Source organism: Nocardia amamiensis NBRC 102102, assembly GCF_001612745.1.
Classification (GTDB): Bacteria; Actinomycetota; Actinomycetes; order Mycobacteriales; family Mycobacteriaceae; genus Nocardia; species Nocardia amamiensis.
Map to the genome: position 1 here is coordinate 40,364 of NZ_BDBA01000030.1, position 22,345 is coordinate 62,708.

Genomic DNA, 22,345 nt, shown 5'->3' on the forward strand with positions numbered 1-22,345 from the left:
TAACCCACCCGTCTCTGCCTGCGCTCGTCCGGCCACGCCAGCCTCCACCCCGGCTATGCTCCGGGCACCGCGACCGCCTGCCCCATCGGGGCGGCCGTGCCAGGCCTTACGACCAAAACGCTTGCCCGAGCGCGGGCGTGTGCGGGCGGTTAAGGTGCGGCGGTGGATAGAGCGGAATTTGTCGAGCGCGGCGCCTCCATCGCCGACCGTCTCACGACTACGCAAGCGCAACCGCCGTGGTGGCTGGTGGCAGCGGCCGCGGTGGCGGCGCTCGTGCTGGTGGGTTACACCCCGATCTGGCGGTTCACCCGCAACATCGTCACCATCGCGCACGAAGGCGGGCATGCCGTGGTCGCGCTGCTGACCGGGCGGAAGCTCAACAGCATCCGCTTGCATTCGGATACGTCGGGCCTGACGGTGTCGAGCGGAAAACCCTACGGCCTCGGGATGATCCTCACCACGATGGCAGGCTACCCGGCGCCGCCGCTGCTCGGTCTCGGGTTCGCCGCCCTGCTCGGGGCGAGCCGGATCACGCTGATGCTGTGGACCGCGATCGCGTTGCTGGCGGCGCTCTTGATCAAGATCAGGAATATCTACGGCGGCATCACCGTGCTCGGTCTCGGCGGGGCGGTCTTCGCGGTGTCCTGGTTCGGAACCGACACGCTACAGGCGGGTTTCGCGTACCTGGGCGCGTGGTTCCTGCTGTTCGCCGGGGCGCGTCCGGTGGCCGAACTGCAGCGCGGCCGCTCCCGCCAGCAGCGTTCCCGACATCACGAAGTCGACTCCGACGCCGATCAACTCGCGCGGCTCACTCGACTGCCCGGCCTGCTGTGGGTCTTCGTGTTCGGCGCGATCGCGGTGGGTTCGCTGCTGCTCGGCGCGGGACTGCTGATCTCCGACATCGCCGAACTCAGCCTGCCGAACATGTCCGCCGGTTCGTGATCGGCGTTCGACAGCAATACTTGTCCGTGCCGCAGGCGTGAGACCAACCACTCAGTCGGAGGCGATCAACGGAATACGATCGGTAGCCAGGCGCGATTCCTCGATACCTGCGGTGTCGCGCGGCGCTGACCACGCGGCCCGCACAGCGCAGGCGGGCCGGCTCGGTTAGGCTCGAAGCCAGCCCTGTGCCGCCGCCAGCGGCGCATCGCCGAGCAACGCCGCTTCGGGCGTCCCGATGCCAGCACTCACGACATCCGGAGCGACGACGATGTACACCCGTGCGCGCACACCGATTCCGCGCCACCGCTTTTCGATGATCACGCTCGCCGCGATGATTCTCCTCACGGGTGTGCTGGGCGGCGCCACGGCTTCCGCCGCACCGATCGACACGGCCTGCGGAACCCCGTTGACAGCCACCGAAACCGCGGCCGTGGCAGCGCTCTCCGACACCGCGACGCTGACCGGTTCGTCGCTGCGGCAACTGGAACAGGCCATCGGCAATCATCGGCGGATCACCGAAATCCTGGTCCGCCATCGCGACTGGCGCGGGCTGTTCGCGCTCGGGCTCGACGCGGTCGAATACGCCGCGGTGCTGCCGTTGCAGCGCGACCCCGCGTCGTTCGCCGACCCGGAGTGGGCGCACCGGATCAGCCTCGAGCTGCTGTCCCGCTTCCTGCGCAATGTGCATGCCGAATTCACCGGCTCGCCCGCGGAACCACACTGGGCGCACTACTTCGACCTGACCCACCGCTGCGAGCTGTCTCCCGCGCGCGTCGCGATGGCCGGTTACAACGCACACCTGACCGTCGACCTGTCCTACGCCGTCGCGTCGGTCGGCAGCACACCAGCGAACGCTGCCGACTATTTCCGTCTCGTCGACGCGATCGCCCAGCAAGGCACGCTGATCGTCGGCTCGACGAAGGCGGTCTACGGCGCCGACCTCGGACCACTGTGGCGCTTCTACTTCCTGGGCGAGGGCCTGGACGCGCTGCTCGGACAAGGCGTCGCGACCGGTCCACTGCTTCGTTTCGCCGACGCGGGCGCCAACGTCGTCATCTTCGGTAACGGTCTCGCCCTGAGTGACCCGGTCCTGGCTCCCACAGCGACCGCCGAGATCGACACCCTCTGGCGCGGCCTCGATCTCGCTTTCGAAGTGCTGTCCCACCTCGGCGGTCTCTAGCCGACTCGGTCACCTACCCAGCATCGCCACGACCTCACGGACCAGCTCCTGGGGCGTGCGGGTCGCATCGACGGTGACGCCCTTCTCGTCGGCGTCCAGTGGCTCCAGCGTGGCGAGCTGGGAGTCGAGCAGGCTCAGCGGCAGGAAGTGTCCGCGGCGGTTGGCGATGCGTCGCTCGAGTTCGTCGCGCGGCACGTCCAGGTGCAGGAAGAACGCCTCGGGCACGGTCGCGCGCAGCCGGTCACGGTAGCTCCGCTTGAGGGCCGAACAGGTGACGACGGCGCCCCGACCGGACCGCTCGGCCAACGCGGCGGCAAGGGCGTCCAGCCATGGGGCGCGGTCGGCGTCATCCAAGGGCGTCCCCGCCGCCATCTTCGCGATGTTCGCGGGCGGATGGAAGTCGTCGCCCTCGGTGTATGCGACGCCCAAGGCGTCTGCGAGGCGGGTGCCGACTGTCGTCTTCCCCGAACCCGACGCGCCCATCACGACGATCACCGGTAGATCGCGCACTCGAACACTCCGTCCTGGCCGTATCCCGCGTCGCGGACTTTCGTCATCGGCGACAACCTGGCGGCCATTACTTCGTCTACCCGTGCAGTGACGATCGAAGCCACCGGGTCTTAGATTTCAATGACCGCGACCTCGCGAACCCGGCTGGTGTGAACTACCCGCCGAGCCAAGGCTTTCGAGTGAACGCGGATCGACGAACGGGAAGTAGCGACATGTTTGCAACGACGCAACGGGCGCACCATACCGCCCTCACGGCACCAGGGCAGGCGCCGACCCACGGACTCGGTACCGGAGCCGTGGCCGCCTCGGGCGTCTGATCGGGCGGCCATGCCTTCCACGCGCACCGCATCCGCCGAATTCGTCCCCGCCGACGAGCACATCGTGCGACACCTGCTGGACATCATTCCCCAGCGGCACGCCTCGCGAGGGAACCTGCTGCGGGAGGAGATCCGCGCCACCGTCGCCCACTGCCTCGACCTGGTGGCATCCGATCGGGCTGAGCACCCGGCCCGGATGGATCGCATCCTGACCGCGGCGACACGATGGGCTTGCGCCGGCATTCCGCTGGACACCGTCCAGCATCTCGTCCACGCGGGTTTCCGGCTGTATCTCGACGATCACCTGCAAGGATCCGCACACGCCTGGCGGCACAACGACATACGGCGAATCTTCGACGTCCTGCATGCGGTCATGGCGACCGTGTCGCTCGCCTACCTGTCGATCGCGCCCGGCGCGGAGCAGGCGGCTCCGCACGCCGTCGCCGCGGCATTGCTCGGCGGGCAGCACACCGCGAAGGTGTACCGGGAGCACGGTTTTCCGGTCGCCGACCGCTACAGCGTGCTGGCCGTGGCGGTCGGCGAACGGGCCGAGAAGCATCCAGCTCGACACGGCGGGGATGGGCACGCCCTGCGGCAGCGGATGCGGATCTGCCTGGCCGTCCAGTGTGGGCGGCAGGTGCCGAGCCTGCTGAGCGCGAACGGCGGCACCATCCTGGTACCGGTGTCGCTGCTCGCCGAGACCGCCCTGGACGACCTGGTCGCCGCACTGGCCGCGGCCATCTCCGCACCGATCACGGCCGCCGCGGTGGCCGCCGACCAGGACCGGCTGCCCGACGCCGCCGACCAGGCGCACGAATTGCTCGACATGGTGCAGCGCCTGCAGAGCCCACCCGGACTGTACCGTTTCGACGACTTGGCCCTGGAATACCAGCTCACGCGACCCGGACCTGGTCGCGAACGGCTGGCCGCCCTGCTCGACCCCTTGGACGACCATCCCGAGCTGTTGCAAACCCTGCGCGAGCACATTCGCAACGACTTCAATCGCCAGCGCACCTCGCGTGCGATGTACCTGCACGCCAACACCGTCGACCACCGCCTCAAACGGATCGGCCGCCTCACCGGCCTCGATACCGCCCTCCCCCACGCGCTGTACCGTCTGCGCGCCGCGTTCATCGCACGCAGCTACGCACAACCGACATCCATGCGCACCCCGTGACCGGCGGAATCGCTCTTTCCGCCCACTCTCGAGCGCCCAGGTCCGCGGCCTCATCGGCCGAACCCACCGGCTAGTGTCGTCGGATATGGAACTACGCATCTTCACCGAGCCGCAGCAGGGCGCGAGTTACGACACGCTGCTCACCGTCGCCAAAGCCACTGAGGACCTGGGCTTCGACGCGTTCTTCCGCTCCGACCACTACCTGAGCATGGGCGACGCCGACGGCCTGCCCGGCCCGACCGACGCCTGGATCACGCTGGCCGGGCTGGCCAGGGAGACCAAGCGGATCCGGCTGGGCACCCTGGTCACCGCGGCCACGTTCCGGCTGCCGGGCCCGCTGGCCATCCAGGTCGCCCAGGTGGACCAGATGTCCGGCGGCCGCGTGGAATTCGGCCTCGGCACCGGCTGGTTCGCCGCAGAGCACGCCGCCTACGGCATCCCGTTCCCCGCCGACAAGTTCGCGCGGATGGAAGAGCAACTGGCGATCATCACCGGGCTTTGGGCCACCAAGCCCGGCGACACCTTCAGCTACGACGGCAAGCACTATCAGCTCACCGACTCTCCCGCCCTGCCCAAGCCGGTGCAGGATCCCATACCGGTGCTGATCGGCGGCCAAGGCGCCACCCGCACCCCGCGGCTGGCCGCACAGTACGCGAGCGAGTTCAACATGCCGTTCTCCTCGATCGAGGACAGCACGCGTCAGTTCGATCGGGTTCGCGCCGCCGCCGAATCATACGGACGCAAGGCCGACGACCTGGTCTACTCCAATGCCCTGGTGGTGTGCGTCGGCGCGACCGACGCCGAAGTCGCGCGCCGAGCCGCGGCCATCGGACGCGAGGTGGACGAACTGAAGACCAACGGCCTGGCCGGTTCGCCCGCCGAGGTGGTGGACAAGATCGGCCGGTACGCCGAGATCGGCACCAGCCGCGTCTACCTCCAGGTCCTGGATCTGTCCGACCTCGATCATCTCGAACTGATCTCCGCACAGGTGCAGTCGCAGTTCTGAGTGCGCGCCGCCCGTCCGGATCACCTTTCGTCGCGCGACAAGACCTGGCGCACTCATGCTCTGCAAACCTGGCGAACGCGCTGTCCGGCCTGTTTATCGCGGGCGACCAGCCGGTGAACGACGCCCATGCGGGGCCGATCCGGCCTATGGTTGGGCCTATGACGCCGCTGCAGCGCTATATCGCTGAGGAGATCGCTACCGACCATGCCGACGGCATCCTGACCAGGCGGGAGGCGCTGCGCCGATTGGGTCTGCTCGGCGTCGGTGCCAGTGCCGCGGTAGCGCTGCTCGCCGCGTGTGCGGGGAACGACGACACCAAGATCACCGATTCGTACCCCTCGCCTTCGGCTCCCTCGGCACCGCCCGGCACGGCCAACGCGATTCCCACTGCCGCCATCACGTTCGCTGGGCCGGGCCAGACGCAGGTGCAGGCCGCGTGGGCGGCGGCGGCGCAGCCCCGCGGCGGAGTGTTGGTCATCCATGAGAACAAGGGCCTCAACGACCACATTCGTTCGGTGGCCGGGCGATTCGCGGGTGCCGGATACTCCGCGCTGGCGATCGATCTGCTCTCCTCCCGAGGCGGTACCGCCGCGTTCACCGATCCGGCCGCGGCGACCGCCGAGCTGAGCCGGATTCCGCAGGAGGAGTTGTTGGCCGACCTGGGCGCCGGGCTGGCCGAACTCCAGCGCCGAGTCGACGGAAAGAAGGTGGGCGCCACCGGTTTCTGCTTCGGCGGCGGCCTGACCTGGCTGCTGTTGACCTCCGGCGCGGCGCAACTGGCCGCGGCGACACCCTTTTACGGGCCGTTTCCCGACAACGGTGATCTCGCCACGTCGAAAGCGGCGGTGCTGGCGGTCTACGCCGCGGCCGACGCTCGTGTGAACGCTTCGCGTCCCGCCGCCGAAGCGGCACTGGCCCGCACCGGCGACCCGTACGAGGTCTTCACGGCACCGGACGCCGACCATGCCTTCTTCAACGACACCGGCCAGCGCTACAACGCCACGGCCGCCACCGAAGCTTGGCGGCGCGTACTCGACTGGTACAGCGCGTATCTCGGCTGATGACGTACCGCCCGAACCGCTTCGGTCGACTGGCGCATCAGTCGCCGGGCGCGCCGACGCGTAAGGGCGTTCGCGCCCGTTATGCGGATCACCGCTTTCGGCGCAGGTATACCCGTTGGCGTTGCATGCGCCACCGATCGGAAGTTCTCCTGTCGCCGGGGGCGGACACATGGGAAGGGTGAGACCGCCAACCCACGGTCGTCCGCATGGACCCGCAACGGCCAGCTCGCTTGCGGCGGACGATGAGGCGTTCGAAACATCGTCGTACCTGGGAAAGGCGCGGCCCCGTGTGGCACGGTTCCGCGTGGCTGTCGCCGGGTTGCTGATCGCGGGTGCGATGGTGTCGTGCGCAGAGGAGAGCCCGACCGGACCAAGCGTCCCACCGGTAACCACCGGAGTCGGCACCACCTCGCCGAGTCTCCCGACCGGGCGGCCCGACCTCGGTGCGCCCGAGCTGATAGCCGAGAATATCGACGTTCCATGGGGATTGGCGTTCCTGCCCGACGGCGCCGCGCTGGTGGCCGAGCGCGACACCGGACGGATCCGGCGACTGGTTCCGGGACGCGCACCGGAACAGGTGTACCAAGTGCCCGGCGTCGCCGCACGCGGCGAAGGCGGGCTGCTCGGGATCGCCGTCCCCCCGGACTATGCCGAAACCCGTTATGTCTATGCGTATTTCACCGCCGAGACGGACAACCGAATCGTGCGCTTCCGGCTCGACGGCCAGCCGGAAGTGCTGTTCGCGGCTATCGCGAAGGCCGGTAACCACAACGGTGGACGGATCGCGTTCGGGCCGGACGGCATGCTGTACGCCGGAACGGGCGATGCCGGGCAATCCCGCCGGTCGCAGGACCCAGCGAGCCCGAACGGCAAGATCCTCCGGCTGACGCCCGAAGGCCGCCCCGCCCCGGGCAATCCGGACCCCGGCTCGCCGGTCTACAGCCTCGGCCACCGCAATGTGCAGGGACTGGCATGGGATCGAGCCGGCCGCTTGTTCGCGGCGGAGTTCGGTCAAGACCGGTTCGACGAAATCAACCTGATCGAGCCGGGCCGCAACTACGGCTGGCCCGCCGTCGAGGGCGCGGGCGGCGCCGACCGCGGCTACACCGATCCATTGGTCACGTGGACCACCGCGGAAGCCTCCCCCTCGGGCATCGCCATCACCGCGGACACCCTGTACGCCGCCGCGCTGCGCGGCCGACGGCTCTGGACCGTACCGCTGGAAGACGGCCGCCTGGGCACACCCCGCGCGGAACTGCGCGACCGCTACGGCCGCTTGCGCACGGTAGCCGTCGCGCCGGACGGCGCGCTGTGGCTGACCACGTCCGACACCGATGGCCGCGGGAACGTCGACCCCGGCGAGGATCGCGTGCTCCGCTTTCCTGCTCGCTGAGCCGGAATCCGATTCGAGGACGACCGTGGTGGCTCGCGGCGCGTGCTACCCGCGCCCGTACGTGATCGCCGATCCCCACAGCTTTCCGCCTCCGCTGTCCGAACTACCGACCCCGGCCGCGGCTGTGACGGCCATAACTCCGCATATCAGTTGTGCACAATTTAGTTGCCCTCTATATTATTGCTCATGGCCGATCACCTCACCCTCGACGAGCAACTGTGCTTCCCGCTGTACGCGGCGTCCCGGGCGATGACCGCGGTCTACCGCCCGAAGCTCGAACGACTCGGGCTCACCTATCCGCAGTACCTAGTGATGCTGGCGCTGTGGGAACGCGACGGACGCAGTGTCGGCGACGTCTGCCACGCGCTCGCTCTGGATTCCGGCACGCTGTCCCCGCTGCTCAAGCGGCTGGAGGCGGCGGGCCTGGTCGAGCGGCGGCGATCGGCGGCCGACGAACGTCGCGTCGATATCCAGCTCACCGACCGCGGACGCGCGCTGCGCGCCGAGGCAGGCGACATCCCGGCCGAGATGGCCGAGGCCAGCGGCCTGTCCCCGGCGGAGTTCCTCGCGTTGCGCGACATCCTGCGGCGACTGACGCGATCGCTGATGTCCCAGTTGAACGAAGGAGAATAGACATGCAGATCCTCTACACCGCCGAAGCCCTGGCCGGCGGCGACGGACGCAACGGCAACGCACGCACCACCGACGGCAAGATCGACGTGGCGCTGTCCACGCCGAAGGAGCTGGGCGGCAACGGCGAGGGCACCAACCCCGAGCAGCTGTTCGCGGCGGGCTACGCGGCCTGCTTCCACTCGGCGCTGCGCCTGGTGGGCAAGCAGGTCAAGGCGAACATCGACGATTCCGCGGTCGGCGCGAAGGTCGGCATCGGCCCGAACGGCGCCGGCGGCTTCGGTCTGGCGGTTACGCTGGAGGTCTCGCTTCCCAATCTGTCCAGGGAGGACGCGCAGGCGCTTGCCGACAAGGCGCACCAGGTGTGCCCGTATTCCAACGCGACCCGCGGCAACATCGACGTCGACGTCGTTGTCGCCGACGACTGATCGAGAAGGAGCGTATATGCGTGCCGTTGTCATCGAAGCATTCGGCGAACCGAAGGACGTGCTCACCACCACCGAACGCCCGGCTCCTGAGCCCGGACCGGGCGAGGTGCGACTAGCGCTGATCCTGTCGCCGATCCACAATCACGACTTGGCCATCGTGCGCGGCGTGTACGGCTACCGGCCCGAGTTGCCCGCCATCCCGGGCAGCGAGGCGGTCGCCCGCGTCGACGCGGTGGGTCCCGAGGTCACCGGACTGTCGGTGGGCCAGCGCGTCACGGTCTCCGGCGCGAAGAGCGTGTGGGCCGAGTACTTCGTGGTCCCGGCCCGGGCGGTGATTCCGGTGCCGGAGTCGGTGTCCGACGAGACCGCGGCACAGCTGCTCGCCATGCCGTTGAGCTCGCTGATGCTGGTGGAAGACCTCGGTCTGAACGCAGGCGAGTGGCTGGCGATCAACGCCGCCAACGGCGCGGTCGGCAGGCAGGTCAACATCTTCGCCCGGCAGCGCGGGTTGAACGTACTGAACCTCGTACGCGGGCCCGCCTCGGTCGCCGCGCTGCACGAACTCGGTTTCGAGCCGGTGCTCGACACCGAGAGCGAGGGCTGGCGCGACCACGTCGAAGCCGTGACCTCGGGCGCACCGATCGCGCGGGCGGTCGATCAGGTGGGCGGGCGCGCCGCGGCCGACGAGCTTGCCCTGCTCGCACCGGGCGGGCAGCTGATCTCCTTCGGCGCGCTGTCAGGCCAGCCGCTGTCGCTCGATCCCGGCGCTCTCATCTTCAAACAGACTGTGGTCAAAGGCTTCTGGGCGACCAAGCGAATCGAGGAGATCGGCGCTGAGCAGCGCAGGCGGCTGATCGGCGAGCTGATCGACCTCGCCGCGCGCGGTGTGCTGAAGCTGGACATCGAGGCCGCCTACCCACTGGATTCCGCGGTTGAGGCCGCGGTCGCCACCGAGACGCCAGGGCGCAACGCGAAGATCGCGTTGAAAGCTCAGTCCTGACCGAAGTCGAGCACGGCCATCGCGGCGTTGTGCCCGGGGATGCCGCTGACCCCGCCGCCCCGGATCGCCCCCGAACCGCACAGGAATACGTTGCGATGGCCGGTCGACACGCCCCAGCGGGCGGCGGGGTCGGCCGGGTCGGCCTCCTCCGGGAGAAAAGGAAAGGCCAGGTCGCGGTGGAAGATGTGACCGCCGGGTAGGCCCACCTCGCGCTCGAGCTCGGGCGGGGTCTTCGCCTCCAGGCAGGGCGCGCCGTTCGCATCGGTCGCCAGGCAGTCCGCGATCGGTTCGGCCAGCACCGAATCCAATTGCGCTAGTGTCGCTTTCAACAACTCTGCCTTTGCGCCCTGGGGGTCGGCAGCGAAGAGTTTCGCCCGGGCGTGCAGACCGAACAGCGTGAGGGTGTGCATGCCCTGCGCGGCGAGGCCGGGAGCCAGGATCGTCGGGTCGGTCAAGGTGTGGCAGTAGATTTCGGCGGGCGGGGCGGATGGGATACGACCGATCGCCGCCTCGCCATACGCTCGATCGAGTTGGGCGTACGACTCGCCGATGTGAAAAGTCCCGGCGAACGCCTCGCGGGGATCCAGCTCGGCGTCGCGCAAGCGCGGCAACCGGCGCAGCAGCATGTTCACTTTCAACTGCGCGCCTTCGGGTTTCGGCGGCAACGGCTCGCCGAGCAACTCGGCGAGTAGGTACGGCGCGGCGTTCACCAGGACGTAGCGCGCGCCGACCTTTCCGTCCGGATAGCCGACTTCGGCTGTACCGCCGTCGGTTTCGATGCTGGTGGCCGCGCAACCGGTGACGATCTCGGCGCCCGCCGTGCGCGCGGCCTCGGCCAGTGCTTCGGTGAGTGCGCCCATGCCGCCCACCGGCACGTCCCAGTCGCCGGTGCCCCCGCCGATCACGTGGTAGAGGAAGCAGCGGTTCTGCCGCAGCGAGGGATCGTGCGCGTGGGTGAAGGTGCCGATCAGCGCGTCGGTGAGCACCACGCCGCGCACGGTGTCGTTGTCGAAGGTCGACTCGATGGTCTCGCCCAACGGTCGTTCGAACAACGCTTCCCAGGTGGCCGCGTCAGCTACCAGATTTCGCAGTTCGTCCTTGGTGGGCAGCGGCTGCGTCAACGTCGGGAACACGCGCCGCGCCAGCTGCCCGGTGGCGCCGTAGAACCGTTGCCAGGCGCGGAATTCCCGATCCGCCCCAGTGAGCCGCGCGAAACTCGCCTCGGTTCGCGCCTGATCCGCGGATACGAGCAGTCCACCGTCACCGACCGGCGTATAGGACGAGATCTCTCGCCGCCTTGTCGTGAATCGCGGTCCCAATTCGTCGACGATCGACCGCGGCAGCAGACTCACCAGATACGAGTACCGCGACAGCCGCGCATCGACGCCCGCGAACACCCGTTCCGACACCGCCGCGCCGCCCGTGTGCCGCTGCCGCTCGAGCATGAGCACCGACCGCCCGGCCCGCGCCAGATACGCGGCCGCCACCAAACCGTTGTGGCCGCCGCCGACGATCACCACATCGTAGGAGGAGCGTGTCGGCGTCATCCGTCCTCGATAGCACGGATCGCTTCCGGGCGACAGCCTCCCCGCCGACAGCGGCACAGATGCCGCCGCCAGGCCGCATTTCAGTCGCCCAGCCGATGTGCTGGCGAATGTTCCATCAGACCACGCGAGCGGACCGAGCAGAGTTCTGCTCGACATCGCTCCACCCAGCGAACGCGGCGGGCGATTTCACAACGAGTAGCGCCCCACCGTCACTGCTCGGCGTTCCAGAAGCCGATGAAAACTGCTCCCCACCAGCAGATCTGGGAGATCACGCCGGTAGCGGCCGCCCAGGCGAGCACGCGCGGGGACAGCGCGGCGGAGGGGTGCTGGTCGAGTTGTTTGCTGAGCATCAAGGCCTGGAGTCCATTGAGCGTGAGGACGAGCACCAGGACCAGTTTGATCCGGGTCAGCGTCGATGCCAGGTTCGGCTCCAGGACGCAGCCGCTGGCGATCAGGCCCACCAGCCCGGCCCAGATCGGCGCGTGCAGCCGGTTGGCGCCGTGCAGCGCCTCGGCGAAGGTGCTGCGACCGGCCAGCCAGCGCATGGCCAGGTAGTCCGCCATCAGGACACCGCCGAAGCCGACCACCAGGGCAGCCAGGTGCACGAACAGCCCGGCGGTGTGCAGGACCGGATGGACGACCAGATGGGCGGAGATCCAGACGGCTGCCGCCAGCACCGACGCCGCGAGCACGCCGGCGGCGGCCACGATCCACCACGAATCGTGCAGGCTCAAAGGCTTCTCGGGTTCCGCCACCGGCCACCGCCTGCTACCGCGCGTCAGCCGGGCGCCGGTATGGTGCTCGCCCCACCGCACGGTGTCGGCCCGCGGACCCGGCAGCACCACGATGACGGGCGCGGCAACCGGGACAGGACTGTCGACGAGTGGGATTCCGGGCACGGATTCCTCCGAACGATATCGTGCGAGCAAGTGAGTTAGGTCAGGCTAAACTATCTTCTCGGGTCGGGTAAAGGTCGTGCCGGATGAGGGACGGCACGACCGAACACGATGGGAATGGGTATGTCATGTGGTGTTGGTTTGAGTGTCGGCACGGTGAACTCGGTGGCGGCGGTCGTCTCCGAAGGAGTCGAGAAAGGGGTACGAGTATGCCGCACTCAGGCCGCACCGCGCGGCGCCAACGATGATTTGCCGTTCATGGCCGAGATCCAGGATTCCGCTGCTGGAGCCTCTGTGGGACCGATTGCCGATCATCCTGTTCTGGCCGACGCCGAAGTCGTTGCGGCGATGGCGGGTTACTTGACCGATGGCATGGATTTGCACGTTGATACGGTATTGGCCTGTCCGGCAATATATTCCGCGGAAGAATTGTCCGCACTGCGCGAGGCGCTCGATGCCGCCGGGCTGGCGCGAATCGCATTGACCCCGGAACCGATTGCCGCTGCGGCATGGCTCGAAATGCAGTGTGAGCCAGACAAACCCGCAGTAATTGCGGTCTACGATCTAGGTGGCGGCGGTCTCGACATCACATTGCTGCGGACCGATACCGATGACGACGCGCGGATCATCGGCCGCCCGGCGCGCTCGTCGGCGTTCGGTGGGCGGGCGTTCAGCACGCTGCTGGCCCACTACGCCCACGATCTCACCGCCGACACGACCTCGCCCGGCCTGCCCGGGCAACTACCGGATGCGGCGGTGACCGGGGTACGGGCCGGACTCGTCCGATCATCGATACCGCTGCTGCACGAGTGCGTCCGAGCCGTAGGGCTCGCACCCGCGGATATCGACCGAATCCTGCTGGTGGGCGGCGCGGCCCGACCAGCCGAGGTAGCTCAGGTGCTCGCGGACGAACTCGGCTGTCCGGTCGTCACCGCGTCCGATCCCGCGCACTGCATCGCCATCGGCGCGGCGGCGCTGGCCGCACGCGGTCTCGGCGGCGCCGAACTCTTGGTGCCGCCGCGGACCGGCCATCCAGCGAAGGGCGTCGCGGCGCTGGCCGGGGCCGCAGCCGTCTTTGCCACGGCGGGTGTGGTGGCGATGTCCGTCGGAGATCCTGCCGAGCCGAGCACACAGCAGGCGCTGGATCCGCGTGCGGCCGCGCCGTTCATCGTTGCCGAGAGTGCGATACCGGACGGTGAGCAAGCAGACCGTGCCGGCTCGACCCAGCCGCGTATCGCGCGCTGGATCCGCACTGATTACCTTGTCGGCTACCGTAATTCGGCACTCGAAGCCGTGGTTGCCGCACCTTCCGGACGGCCGGCCGCGCTGCTCGAATCCCCGCATTCCACGCTGAAGCCAGCGACGACCATGGTGGAATCGCCCACCTCCGATTCGCCGCAGCTGCCGGTCCGGCCGGTGCAGACATCGGGATCCGGTGTATCGCAACCAGGAACCGGCGAAGCCCCAGAATTACCCTCCGACCTGGCTATACCGACGGTTGGGAGCATTCATCCCCCGGAGGCGCCAACCGCGTTCCACCTCGAACCGGTGAGTGACGTGGGTCCGCCGATCGCTTCCACAACGAATACGTCCGGTCGATCGGGGGCGGCCGCGATAGGTGGATCAGTGAGTACTCCGAGCGCCGCGGGTGCAGCAGCAGGGAGCCGCTTCGCCACGAGCACATCGAGCCGGTCCGATGGAAGCACAGGAGGCGACTCCGCCACACGAACATCGAACCGACCCACCGGCAGCACAGGAAGCGACTCCCACACCGCATCATCGAGTCGGATCAGTAATGGCACGGGAACCGAGTCCAGCGCGAGCACCGGCACGAACAATTCGAGCCGCTCGGGCGGAGATGCGGGAAGCCATTCCGGCACGAGCGCGTCGAGACAGACGGGCGGAAGTACGGGCAGCGACTCCAGCACGAACGCGGGAAGCGGCTCCGCTGGAAAGACCGGATCCCGCGCTGGATCGTGACGCATGAGCGACGGGCGCCGCCGGCCTCGATGGACCTGACCACAGGGCTTGGCGCCCACTCCCTTCCCCGCGTGCTCCGACCGTAGCCTTCGTCCGGGACATCCGCCGTGAAACGACTCGCGCGCGCACTCGCGTTAATACGATGTGGATGTCGCGCAGCCGAATTCGCACTGGGTTTCAGCGCATCAGCCGCAGGAGCTCGGCTGACCCGATTCGCTCGGATCGACACAGGTTCGGCACGTTCGAGGGGAGACACCGATGATCACCAAGAGCACCGGGTCGCCGCGGCGGCGCGGTCCGGTCGCAGGTCATCGCCGCTCACTGCGGCCGCCCGCACCGGCTTCCCGGGTGCGGAGTGTGTTACGGCATCTTGTCGACTGGCCGGGCTGGACGAAGCTTGCGGCGATGACGACGACGGTCGCCGCGATCGCCGCACTCTGGTTCACCAGCCAGTCGTTGCGGGCCACCGACAATCAGTACAAGCTGTCTCAGCAGGTGGCGGTGACCGACCGTTTCCAGAAGGCGGTCGACCAGTTGACCTCCGACAAGATCGACATCCGCCTGGGCGGCATCTACCTGCTGGAGCGGCTCGCGAAGGACTCACCCGCTGATCATCCGACGATATTCGCGGTGCTCTCGGCGTTCCTGCGAACCCACACCAGCGCATCCGCGTGCGAGACGCCGACTCCGGCAACTCCGGCACCGGTCGACGTCCAAGCCGTGCTCACCGTCATCGGCACCCGCGAAGCGAGCCGCGACGACCACCGCCGGACGTTCGACCTCCGTCGGACATGTTTGTCCGGCATGCAACTGAATGCGGCGAATCTGACGCGTACAGAACTCGGATACGCGAATCTCACCCATGCAGAACTCGCCTTCGCGAACCTCGTCGGCGCTCAGCTCGATCGCGCGAGCCTGACCGGCGCACACCTCGGCGGAGTGAACCTGAGCTGCGCCAGAGACAGCGGCGGGAGCCTGAGCTGCGCGAGCCTCGGCGAGGCGAACCTCACCGAGGCAAGCCTCTCCGACGCCGACCTCACCGGCGCGGCATTCGTCCGGGCGAATCTCACCAACGCACAACTGGCCCGCGCGAACCTGACCGACGCCAACCTCCTCGGCGCGAATCTGACCGGCGCCAACCTCGTCGGCGCCGACCTCACCAACGCCCAGCTGACCGCCACGTTCACAACGGGGACCCTCGACGCGAACCTCACCGACATCTACTACGACCACGCAACACGATGGCCGGAAGGATTCACCCCGCCGAAGAGCCGCCCGAGCATCGAGCGGCGGTAGACCGCAGCCGGAAGCGTACGTGCGCAGTCGGAGTCATGACACCACCGACGGTGCGGCTCGCAGTACCGCGCGTGCCTCCATGAGAGCGAACCCGAGCAGGTTCAGCCCATGCCATTGGGCCGGATCTTCGGCCCGAGGGCCGCCGTGACACCTGCCCCTCCCCGAGCGGGCCATGCCCCCTCCCCCGCCAAATCGTGAATTGCCCGTAGTACGGGTGGTTCTGCCCCATCCCGGTTCACCCCCTACCTGACCTGGTACCACGAAGACTTGACCTCAGTCCCGTCGTGCGCCCCTAGGCCACACCACGGTGACAGGCATATGTCGCTCGCGAGCCACTGCCACCACATCCGCTGTGCCACCGAATCCCCGGGCGGGTAGACCGTCCCACACCGCAATGAGCTCGTCCGCCTCGTCAAGCATTCGCACACCGCCCGCCTGGTGGGCTTCCGAATCGGATTCTTCCCGACCGACTTCGATGATTTTTGTTGCGGCCGAATACAACTCGTCGTAGGTGGTGTGGTGTTCGGCGGGCAGACTGTCCCGATACTTGCGGGCGGGAACCACCACGATCAGAGAGCCGCCGAGATCGAGCACCGCACGGGCGAACAAACTATCCGGCCCGTCCGCGATGCAGCTCACAGCAACTAGTTCGCTGCTTGCGCGTTTCGCGACCTCCGAGCGCAACGCGGTCTCGACCAGCGCTGTCGCATCAGGTGGCAGTCCTCGATGCCCGGTAATAGCAACACGCGTCATTGCTCGTCCCGTCGGTAGAGTGTCGCCAGCGCGTCATCCAGCCGCCGGGCTTCCAGCGTTTTCGCCGGTAGGGTAGCTCGGAAGCCCCTGGCACGCCTGGTAATTCGCTCGCTGCGGTGACTGAGGCCAACTGTTAGCGCTTCGGTGGCCAGCTCGCAGCCGCCCTCGATATCGCCGGTGCGAGCCAACACGTGCGCGTGTTCGACCTGCGCCAACGCCCGTGGCTTCGCCGTGTTCAGCGCTGGCTCGGCCGCAATGAACGCCGAACGTGCTGACCGGAAATCGCCGAGTCGCGCAAGGGTGCTCGCCTGATACCGCGCTGCCTTGGCCTCATCGAACACGAATACCCATGGCCAACGCGGTTCGCCACGCTGACGGCTCGCCAGCTGCTCGGCACGGCGTAACGACTCTGTGGCACTCTTTCGGTTCCCCGTAGCCGCATGAGCTACCGCTAGCAAGGAGGCCAACCACGCTCCGGCGCTGTCTGGTACATCCGTGCCCAGTTGCGCCGATGCAGTATGAAGTAGAACCAGTCCCGCACCCGCGTCGCCGCTCTCCACGGCGTAGTGCCCGAGGCTCGCTGTCATATACGCGACGAGGAGCGGATGATGCGTCCGCTCAGCATGGCCTAATGCCTCCGTATACCTCCGCCGCGCGGCGGCGTCGTCACCCCGATCTGCCGCAAGCCACGCCGCAAGGCCAGCTATTTCCGACAGGACGCGAAAGCCAGCCGAAGTTCGCAGCCGATCACCCACGATGCCAGTGACAAGACCAAGGTGTGCCTCGACAGCCGGTTGAAGCCGATCGGACGGCACCGACGATTCCATACGGCGGTAATGCGTGGTCGGACCAGCGATCGCATCGACCAAATCGCTGTCGCTCGGCGCTGAGTTGACTAAAACCGCGCCAGCGCTCATCGCCACCGCGGTCTCGAGGAACTGCTTGCGGTTCACGTCATCATCGCCCGACAGGCTTCGGTGCCGGGTGAACCCGAGTTCGGCATCCGTCGCTACGTTCAGAACAGCTCGGAGTGCCGCACGGTAGTGCTTTCGCGGCCACGTCGTTTCGCCTCGCTCCCATTTGCCGACGTGCCGTTCATCAACGGCACCCCGCATATTGGTTGCCCGGAAAACGTGGTCATTGACCGCATCCGCCAGTTCTTGCCGAGTCATCGAACGGCCAGGCGCTCCGGGCGATTCCACCCGCAACCGCGCCTCCACTAGCAGGTCATTCCGTCCGGTCACGGGACTTCGGCCTCTCTGCTGGACCTCACCCGAGAATAAGCACAACCGCAGTAGTCAGCCAGCGTTCCCACTGATTTCCCACAGTCTTCCCCGACATCCGCCGTCGACCTCGTGTGCGCGACACGACACCGTAGATACCAGCCCCGACGCCGGGTGCTCCCGGTTCCTCATCCCGGCACGCCGCCATTCAGTGTGGTCGGCGGTGATGGCCTCGGCGTCGGGTGCTTACCAACCGGACGAGCGAGGGAGGCGCGGGTGGGTTCACCAGGACGGATCGGGGACACGCCGTTGTCGGTCTGCCACTTCTACCGGCAGGTGTGTGACCTGCCCGCAGAGGTGGAACCAGCACATCTAGGACGGATCGCGCTACGGACCGGCAGCGTGTGCGGGTTGGTGATGCCCGCTTTCGTCGGGTGGGAGGTCAAGGCGTGGATGCAGCGCCACGGCCACCGGCTGGGACCGGTCCTGACTCATCCGCGCTCACGGCGCTGGACGTTCCTGACCGGCCCGGACTTGCCGAACGATGTCGGCTTGTTCGCCGAGATGGCCCGGCTGGGTTGTGCGGCAGTAATGCCCTCGCGTCCGCTCGCCCGCGGGTGCCGTCGGTACTCCTGCCGGTACAACCAACCGATTGATCGGAGCCCGAGACATCATCCCGCGCGATTGAGGGAGCCCGGCCGTGTCTCCGACTCACACGTGTGCCGGTGCGTGGAACCAGTGCGGGATGGTGGCACGAGCATTGGCGCCGTGCAGCGCCTCGGCGAGCGCCTCGACAACGAGCGTGCGAGCGACTTTGGTGGCGTGGCATTCGCGCAGACTGTCCAGCATCAGGAAGTCGTGCACCATGCCCAGAGCTCGTACCGCGGTCACCTCGACCCCCGCTTCGCGCAGCTTGGCAGCGTATGCCTCGCCCTCGTCGCGCAGCACGTCGGCCTCGCCGGTGATCACCAGCGTGGTCGGCAGGCCGTGCAACCGGTCCAGGCTCGCCCGCAGCGGCGAGGCGTAGACCTCCTTACGCTCCTCCGGGTGGGTGGTGTATTGATCCCAGAACCATTGCATGCCTTCGCGAGTCAGGTAGTAGCCCTCGGCGAACTGCAGGTAGGAGGCGGTGTCGAAATCCGCGTTCGTCACCGGGTACAGCAGCACCTGCGCCGACAGGTTCACGCCACCGCGGTCCTTGGCCATCAGCGCGAACACCGCCGCCATGTTGCCGCCGACGGAGTCGCCGCAGACAGCCATCCGGGAACCGTCCAGGTCGTGTTCGGCGCCATGTTCCACGACCCAGGTTCCGACGGCCCAGTTCTGCTCGATCGCGGTCGGGTACTTGGCCTCCGGCGACCGGTCGAACACCGGGAACACCACCGCCGCCTGGGCGCCGTCGGCCAGTTCGCGGACCAACCGGTCGTGGGTGTTCTCGTCACCGAAGACCCACCCGGCGCCGTGGATGTAAAGGATTACCGGCAGCCGGCCGCGCACGCCCTTGGGCCGGATGACGCGGGTGCGCACCGAGCCCGTCGGACCGCCGGGAACCGTCACCCGCTGCGCATCGATCGGAGGTTTGTCGACCCCTTCTCCGCATTGCAGATCGGCGAGAAGCTCACGACCCTGCGCGAGCGAAACCTCGTAGATACGAGGGTGCGCCGCGGTCGCCTCGGCAAGGCGCCGGGCCTCTGGCTCCAGGGCGGGGCCGGGAGGGTTCGGAAGCTGAGGCATGAAGGGCTCCTTTCCGGTATCACGGCGGATCCGCCGAAGAGTGACCCCCTTCCTCGATCACGGTACGCCCTGCCGCATCCACCCAGTTGATTCGCTAGAAAATAGCTATCGCAGATGGGAGGTGCCCTCTGGGCGCGGGCATACCTGTCGAGGACGCGCTGGGCCTCGAGCCCGAGGTCCGGGTCGGTGAGCCGGACGCGTCCGAGTCGGCGCGGCAGAGACGGGGCCGTCAGGGCAGGCGAGTGCGGTGCAGCGTGACGAGCAGGCGCCAGACCTGGTGGGCGATCTGGTCAGGGGTGGCTTCGATAAGCCCGTGCAGCCAGTCGGCGAGCACGCCCGCGAACGTCGCGGCCACGGCCGAGGCGATCAGGTCGGGTTCCGGCGCCCTGGCCAGAGTGCGTTCGGTGTGGCTGCGGGCGCGCAGATCCCGGTGCAGCACCTGGCCGAGGGGGCCGCCACCACCCGGACGCAGCAGCGTGCGGTATAGGCCGGCGTGCGGAGTGAGGCCGGTGAAGAAGGCGGCCAGAGCGGGCGGCGGGGTCTCGGGGTCGGGGATGCCGCGCCAGGCGTGCAGGGCGTCCACGGCGTCGCGGACCACGTCGGCGCAGGCGTCGACGGCCAGCGCCTCCAGGTCGCTGTAGTGGAGGTAGAACGTGGCGCGGCCGATCCGGGCCTGGCGCACCAGCGCGGCGACGCTGACCTCTGCCAGCGGGCGCTGCGCGCACTCGTCCAGCAGGGCTTTGCGCAGCCTGCCTCGGGTCCGGGCGGACCGGGGGTCTTGCAAATGCGGGGACGTCACCGGCTCAGCAGGACGGCGGCCAGGGCAAGCGCCCCGGGCAGCGCCTGGGCGATGAGGATGCGCCGGTTCGCGGTGGCGCCGCCATACAGCCCGGCGACAAGCACGCAGGCCAGGAAAAAGACCTGGACCCGGAACCCGGTCGGATCACCGGCGATCAGGCCCCAGATCAGCCCGGCCGCCAGGAAACCGTTGTAGAGGCCCTGGTTCGCGGCCAGCGGAGCGGTGACTCGGGCGAGAGCGGGATCGAAACCGGACAGCTTGCGCCCGGGCCGCTTCTCCCACAGAAACATCTCCAGAACCAAGAAGTACACGTGCAGGGCGGCCACCAGGCCGACCAGGACATTCGCAGTCGTCTCCATCGTCATCCTCATCTGCTTAAACTTTATAGACAGATGTCCATCTTACATAGACAGTTGTACATCTACTGCGCCCACCTCGTTGGCACCGACAGCGTGCAGCGAAGATCCACCGGTCCCGACTCGGAGAAGCCATGTGGAGTGGGAGTTCCTGGGGTTCGACGATGGGTACAGAGCGACGGCGTGGCGAGGCCGGGCGGACGCACTCCTGCGTAGCCTGCCCGGGCGCGGAACCCGACGGTGTCCCGGCCGACAACGGCGAAGACCCCGCCCGGCCGTAGCCGAACGGGGTCGGGTGTCCCCCAACGAACGCTACGTTGGGTTCTTCGCCACTATCTACTTCGCCGGGGCCGGCGGAGGCTGGTTGATAGTGGAGAAGTACTGGATGGCCGCGCCGATGGCGATCGGGGCGGTGACCAGCAGCTGGCCCGCGATGGTGCCGAGGGCGCCGACGGCGACGATGCCGCCGAGGCAGCCGATGGCGGCGGCCGGGATGAACGCGCCGAACAGGCCGACGATCGCCGCGGAGGCGACGGTAGCGCCGGCGATGCCGCCGAGCACGCAGCCGACCGCGGCGCCGCCGATGCCGCCGACCAGGGTGCCGAGGGTGGCGCCCATCGAGATGGTGCTGGTCATCCGGGACCAGGCGGCCTGCTCCCGGTCGTATTCGGTCTTCCAGGGCGCCTTGTCCTCGAACGGCAGGGCGACCGGCTTGTAGGTCGCGTGCGCCATGTCGAACTGCGGAGTCAGCGTCGCCGAGCGACCGGCGATGTCGGCCGCGATCGGGAATTCGAAGTCGTCGACCCGGAACTTCAGCGGCATGCCGGTGAGCACGGTGCCATTGGCGGCCTTGATCTTGAAGACACCGCCCTCGACGACCATCGAACCGGCGTCGGTGGTGACGATGGACTGGGTGTCGGTGGCGTAGGCGGTGAAGTCGACCGCTTCCTCGGTCCCGGGCTGCGCACCGGCCGCGCCGGACGCGATCCCGACTGCGGCGACCAGACCTGCGGCCACCGCGACGATTTTCCTCATCCTTGCTTCTTTCCTCTCGGGTTTTCTCGGGGGTTGCGGCCACGTCTGACGCGCCGCACGCCTGCCGCGATGCACGGCGGGCAGGTCAGAGATCGAGCACGAGCCGGCCCGACCTGGCCCGGGAGACGCACAGCATCATCGTGTCGCCGCGCGCCTGCTCGTCGGCGGTGAGTACCGTGTCGCGGTGCTCGATATCGCCTGCGAGAACCGCGGCTTCGCAGCTACCGCAAGTGCCTTCGCGGCATGAGGTGACGATGCCGATCCCGGCCGATTCCAGGACGTCGGCGATGGACTGGTTCGCCCCGACCTGGAACGTCCGTCCGCTGGCGGCCAACCGCACCTCGAAGGTCTCGTTCGGGGCGAACTGCACCCGCCGTGGCACGAAGCGTTCCAGGTGCACGGGGAGACCGCGGCGCGCTCCTTCGGCTTCGACGGCGGCCAAGAGGGGTTCGGGACCACAGCAGTACACGGCGGTGTCGCGGAGGCCGTCGAGAATCCCGGGCAGCGGCAGCAGGCCGTGCTCGTCCTGCGGCAGCAGGTGCGCCCGGGGGTAGCGCTCGGCGATGGCGTCGGCGAATGCCATGTGCCGCCGGGTGCGGCCGCCGTAGTAGAGCGACCAGCGCGCGCCCGCGGCTTCCGCGGCGGCCAGCATGGGCAGGATCGGGGTGATCCCGATCCCCCCGGCCAGGAATGCGTAACTCGCGCGCTCGACGAGTTCGAAGTTGTTGCGCGGCTGTGACACTCGCAGTACCGACCCGGGCTGCGCGGCGCGGTGCAGATAGGCCGAGCCGCCGCGCCCGTCCGGCTCGTGCAGCACCGCGATGCGCCAGCGCGACCGGTCGGCGGGGTCGCCGCACAGCGAGTACTGCCGCACCCCTGCCGCGCCCACCGCGACGTCGATGTGCGCACCCGGTGTCCACGACGGCAGTTCGCTGCCGTCGACGGCGGCCAGATCCAGCGAAAACACGCCCACGGCCTCGTCGCGGCGGCGCCAGACTCGTAGTGCTATGTCAGTCATTTCCGTCCCCTAGCCCGGCAACGTCTCCGCGATCACCGTCGCCGAGACCGACCGCGCCCGCAGC

The 22,345-nt window shown here is 68.2% G+C and carries 22 protein-coding genes; 11 read left to right on the plus strand and 11 right to left on the minus strand.

Going from position 1 to position 22,345, the window contains the following annotated elements; translation table 11 throughout:
* Positions 1 to 162 precede the first annotated feature (162 nt).
* Positions 163 to 942 carry a M50 family metallopeptidase gene (locus tag NA4_RS08515; protein WP_067466650.1) on the plus strand — a complete coding sequence of 260 codons (780 nt, stop codon included), beginning with the start codon at positions 163 to 165 and terminating at the stop codon, positions 940 to 942.
* A 165-nt stretch (positions 943 to 1,107) separates the two neighbouring features.
* Here the strand turns inward: NA4_RS08515 and NA4_RS40190 are convergent, their stop codons facing one another.
* Entirely contained in the window at positions 1,108 to 1,263 is a 156-nt protein-coding gene (locus tag NA4_RS40190; protein ID WP_157128900.1) for a hypothetical protein, read from the minus strand.
* Between the two features lie 10 nt (positions 1,264 to 1,273).
* Between NA4_RS40190 and NA4_RS08520 the strand changes: the two genes are divergently transcribed.
* Entirely contained in the window at positions 1,274 to 2,122 is an 849-nt protein-coding gene (locus NA4_RS08520) for a DUF5995 family protein (protein ID WP_245671194.1), read from the plus strand.
* A 9-nt stretch (positions 2,123 to 2,131) separates the two neighbouring features.
* Here NA4_RS08520 and NA4_RS08525 read toward each other — a convergent pair whose 3' ends face one another.
* Complete coding sequence (locus tag NA4_RS08525; protein WP_067466793.1) at positions 2,132 to 2,605, minus strand: gluconokinase; 474 nt, start codon at positions 2,603 to 2,605, stop codon at positions 2,132 to 2,134.
* A gap of 354 nt (positions 2,606 to 2,959) precedes the next feature.
* Between NA4_RS08525 and NA4_RS08530 the strand changes: the two genes are divergently transcribed.
* From NA4_RS08530 to NA4_RS08560, 7 genes are all read left to right on the plus strand, one after another.
* On the plus strand, positions 2,960 to 4,126 hold the full coding sequence (locus NA4_RS08530; protein WP_067466655.1) for a PucR family transcriptional regulator: 1,167 nt from the start codon (positions 2,960 to 2,962) through the stop codon (positions 4,124 to 4,126).
* Positions 4,127 to 4,211: 85 nt separating this feature from the next.
* Complete coding sequence (locus NA4_RS08535) at positions 4,212 to 5,132, plus strand: LLM class F420-dependent oxidoreductase (protein WP_067466658.1); 921 nt, start codon at positions 4,212 to 4,214, stop codon at positions 5,130 to 5,132.
* 158 nt (positions 5,133 to 5,290) lie between these two features.
* Positions 5,291 to 6,193, plus strand: coding sequence for a dienelactone hydrolase family protein (locus tag NA4_RS08540; RefSeq protein WP_067466661.1), 903 nt, complete (start codon positions 5,291 to 5,293; stop codon positions 6,191 to 6,193).
* A 337-nt stretch (positions 6,194 to 6,530) separates the two neighbouring features.
* Positions 6,531 to 7,586 carry a PQQ-dependent sugar dehydrogenase gene (locus NA4_RS08545; RefSeq protein WP_084496915.1) on the plus strand — a complete coding sequence of 352 codons (1,056 nt, stop codon included), beginning with the start codon at positions 6,531 to 6,533 and terminating at the stop codon, positions 7,584 to 7,586.
* A gap of 186 nt (positions 7,587 to 7,772) precedes the next feature.
* Positions 7,773 to 8,219: a MarR family winged helix-turn-helix transcriptional regulator gene (locus tag NA4_RS08550; RefSeq protein WP_067466663.1), complete on the plus strand. Its 447-nt coding sequence runs from the start codon at positions 7,773 to 7,775 to the stop codon at positions 8,217 to 8,219.
* A gap of 2 nt (positions 8,220 to 8,221) precedes the next feature.
* Positions 8,222 to 8,644 (plus strand): organic hydroperoxide resistance protein, encoded by a 423-nt coding sequence (locus NA4_RS08555; protein ID WP_067466666.1) that lies wholly within the window; start codon positions 8,222 to 8,224, stop codon positions 8,642 to 8,644.
* 16 nt (positions 8,645 to 8,660) lie between these two features.
* Positions 8,661 to 9,644: a zinc-binding dehydrogenase gene (locus NA4_RS08560; protein ID WP_067466669.1), complete on the plus strand. Its 984-nt coding sequence runs from the start codon at positions 8,661 to 8,663 to the stop codon at positions 9,642 to 9,644.
* Here NA4_RS08560 and NA4_RS08565 read toward each other — a convergent pair.
* The gene (locus NA4_RS08565) at positions 9,635 to 11,191 is read right to left on the minus strand and encodes a phytoene desaturase family protein (protein WP_067466672.1); all 1,557 of its coding nucleotides are present in this window, start codon (positions 11,189 to 11,191) and stop codon (positions 9,635 to 9,637) included. The genes NA4_RS08560 and NA4_RS08565 overlap by 10 nt on opposite strands.
* A 209-nt stretch (positions 11,192 to 11,400) precedes the next feature.
* Positions 11,401 to 12,090 carry a hypothetical protein gene (locus NA4_RS08570; protein ID WP_245671196.1) on the minus strand — a complete coding sequence of 230 codons (690 nt, stop codon included), beginning with the start codon at positions 12,088 to 12,090 and terminating at the stop codon, positions 11,401 to 11,403.
* A gap of 138 nt (positions 12,091 to 12,228) precedes the next feature.
* Here NA4_RS08570 and NA4_RS08575 point away from each other — a divergent pair, with 138 nt between their 5' ends.
* Entirely contained in the window at positions 12,229 to 14,067 is a 1,839-nt protein-coding gene (locus NA4_RS08575) for an Hsp70 family protein (protein ID WP_067466675.1), read from the plus strand.
* Positions 14,068 to 14,325: 258 nt separating this feature from the next.
* Entirely contained in the window at positions 14,326 to 15,363 is a 1,038-nt protein-coding gene (locus tag NA4_RS08580) for a pentapeptide repeat-containing protein (protein ID WP_067466678.1), read from the plus strand.
* Between the two features lie 273 nt (positions 15,364 to 15,636).
* Here the strand turns inward: NA4_RS08580 and NA4_RS08585 are convergent, their stop codons facing one another.
* The 7 genes from NA4_RS08585 to NA4_RS08615 form a co-directional block, all read right to left on the minus strand.
* Positions 15,637 to 16,116, minus strand: a complete 480-nt coding sequence (locus NA4_RS08585; protein ID WP_067466681.1) for a hypothetical protein — start codon at positions 16,114 to 16,116, stop codon at positions 15,637 to 15,639.
* The gene (locus NA4_RS08590) at positions 16,113 to 17,360 is read right to left on the minus strand and encodes an NsdA family TPR-like regulatory protein (RefSeq protein WP_218022266.1); all 1,248 of its coding nucleotides are present in this window, start codon (positions 17,358 to 17,360) and stop codon (positions 16,113 to 16,115) included. Before NA4_RS08590 ends, NA4_RS08585 begins: the two co-directional genes overlap by 4 nt.
* Positions 17,361 to 18,050: 690 nt before the next feature.
* Complete coding sequence (locus NA4_RS08595; RefSeq protein WP_067466687.1) at positions 18,051 to 19,073, minus strand: alpha/beta hydrolase; 1,023 nt, start codon at positions 19,071 to 19,073, stop codon at positions 18,051 to 18,053.
* A gap of 229 nt (positions 19,074 to 19,302) precedes the next feature.
* The gene (locus tag NA4_RS08600) at positions 19,303 to 19,872 is read right to left on the minus strand and encodes a TetR/AcrR family transcriptional regulator (RefSeq protein WP_067466690.1); all 570 of its coding nucleotides are present in this window, start codon (positions 19,870 to 19,872) and stop codon (positions 19,303 to 19,305) included.
* Entirely contained in the window at positions 19,869 to 20,243 is a 375-nt protein-coding gene (locus NA4_RS08605; protein WP_245671197.1) for a DUF1304 domain-containing protein, read from the minus strand. Before NA4_RS08605 ends, NA4_RS08600 begins: the two co-directional genes overlap by 4 nt.
* Before the next feature lie 321 nt (positions 20,244 to 20,564).
* Positions 20,565 to 21,263, minus strand: a complete 699-nt coding sequence (locus tag NA4_RS08610; protein ID WP_067466693.1) for a DUF8020 domain-containing protein — start codon at positions 21,261 to 21,263, stop codon at positions 20,565 to 20,567.
* Positions 21,264 to 21,348: 85 nt separating this feature from the next.
* Positions 21,349 to 22,281: a PDR/VanB family oxidoreductase gene (locus NA4_RS08615; RefSeq protein WP_067466696.1), complete on the minus strand. Its 933-nt coding sequence runs from the start codon at positions 22,279 to 22,281 to the stop codon at positions 21,349 to 21,351.
* Positions 22,282 to 22,345 lie beyond the last annotated feature (64 nt).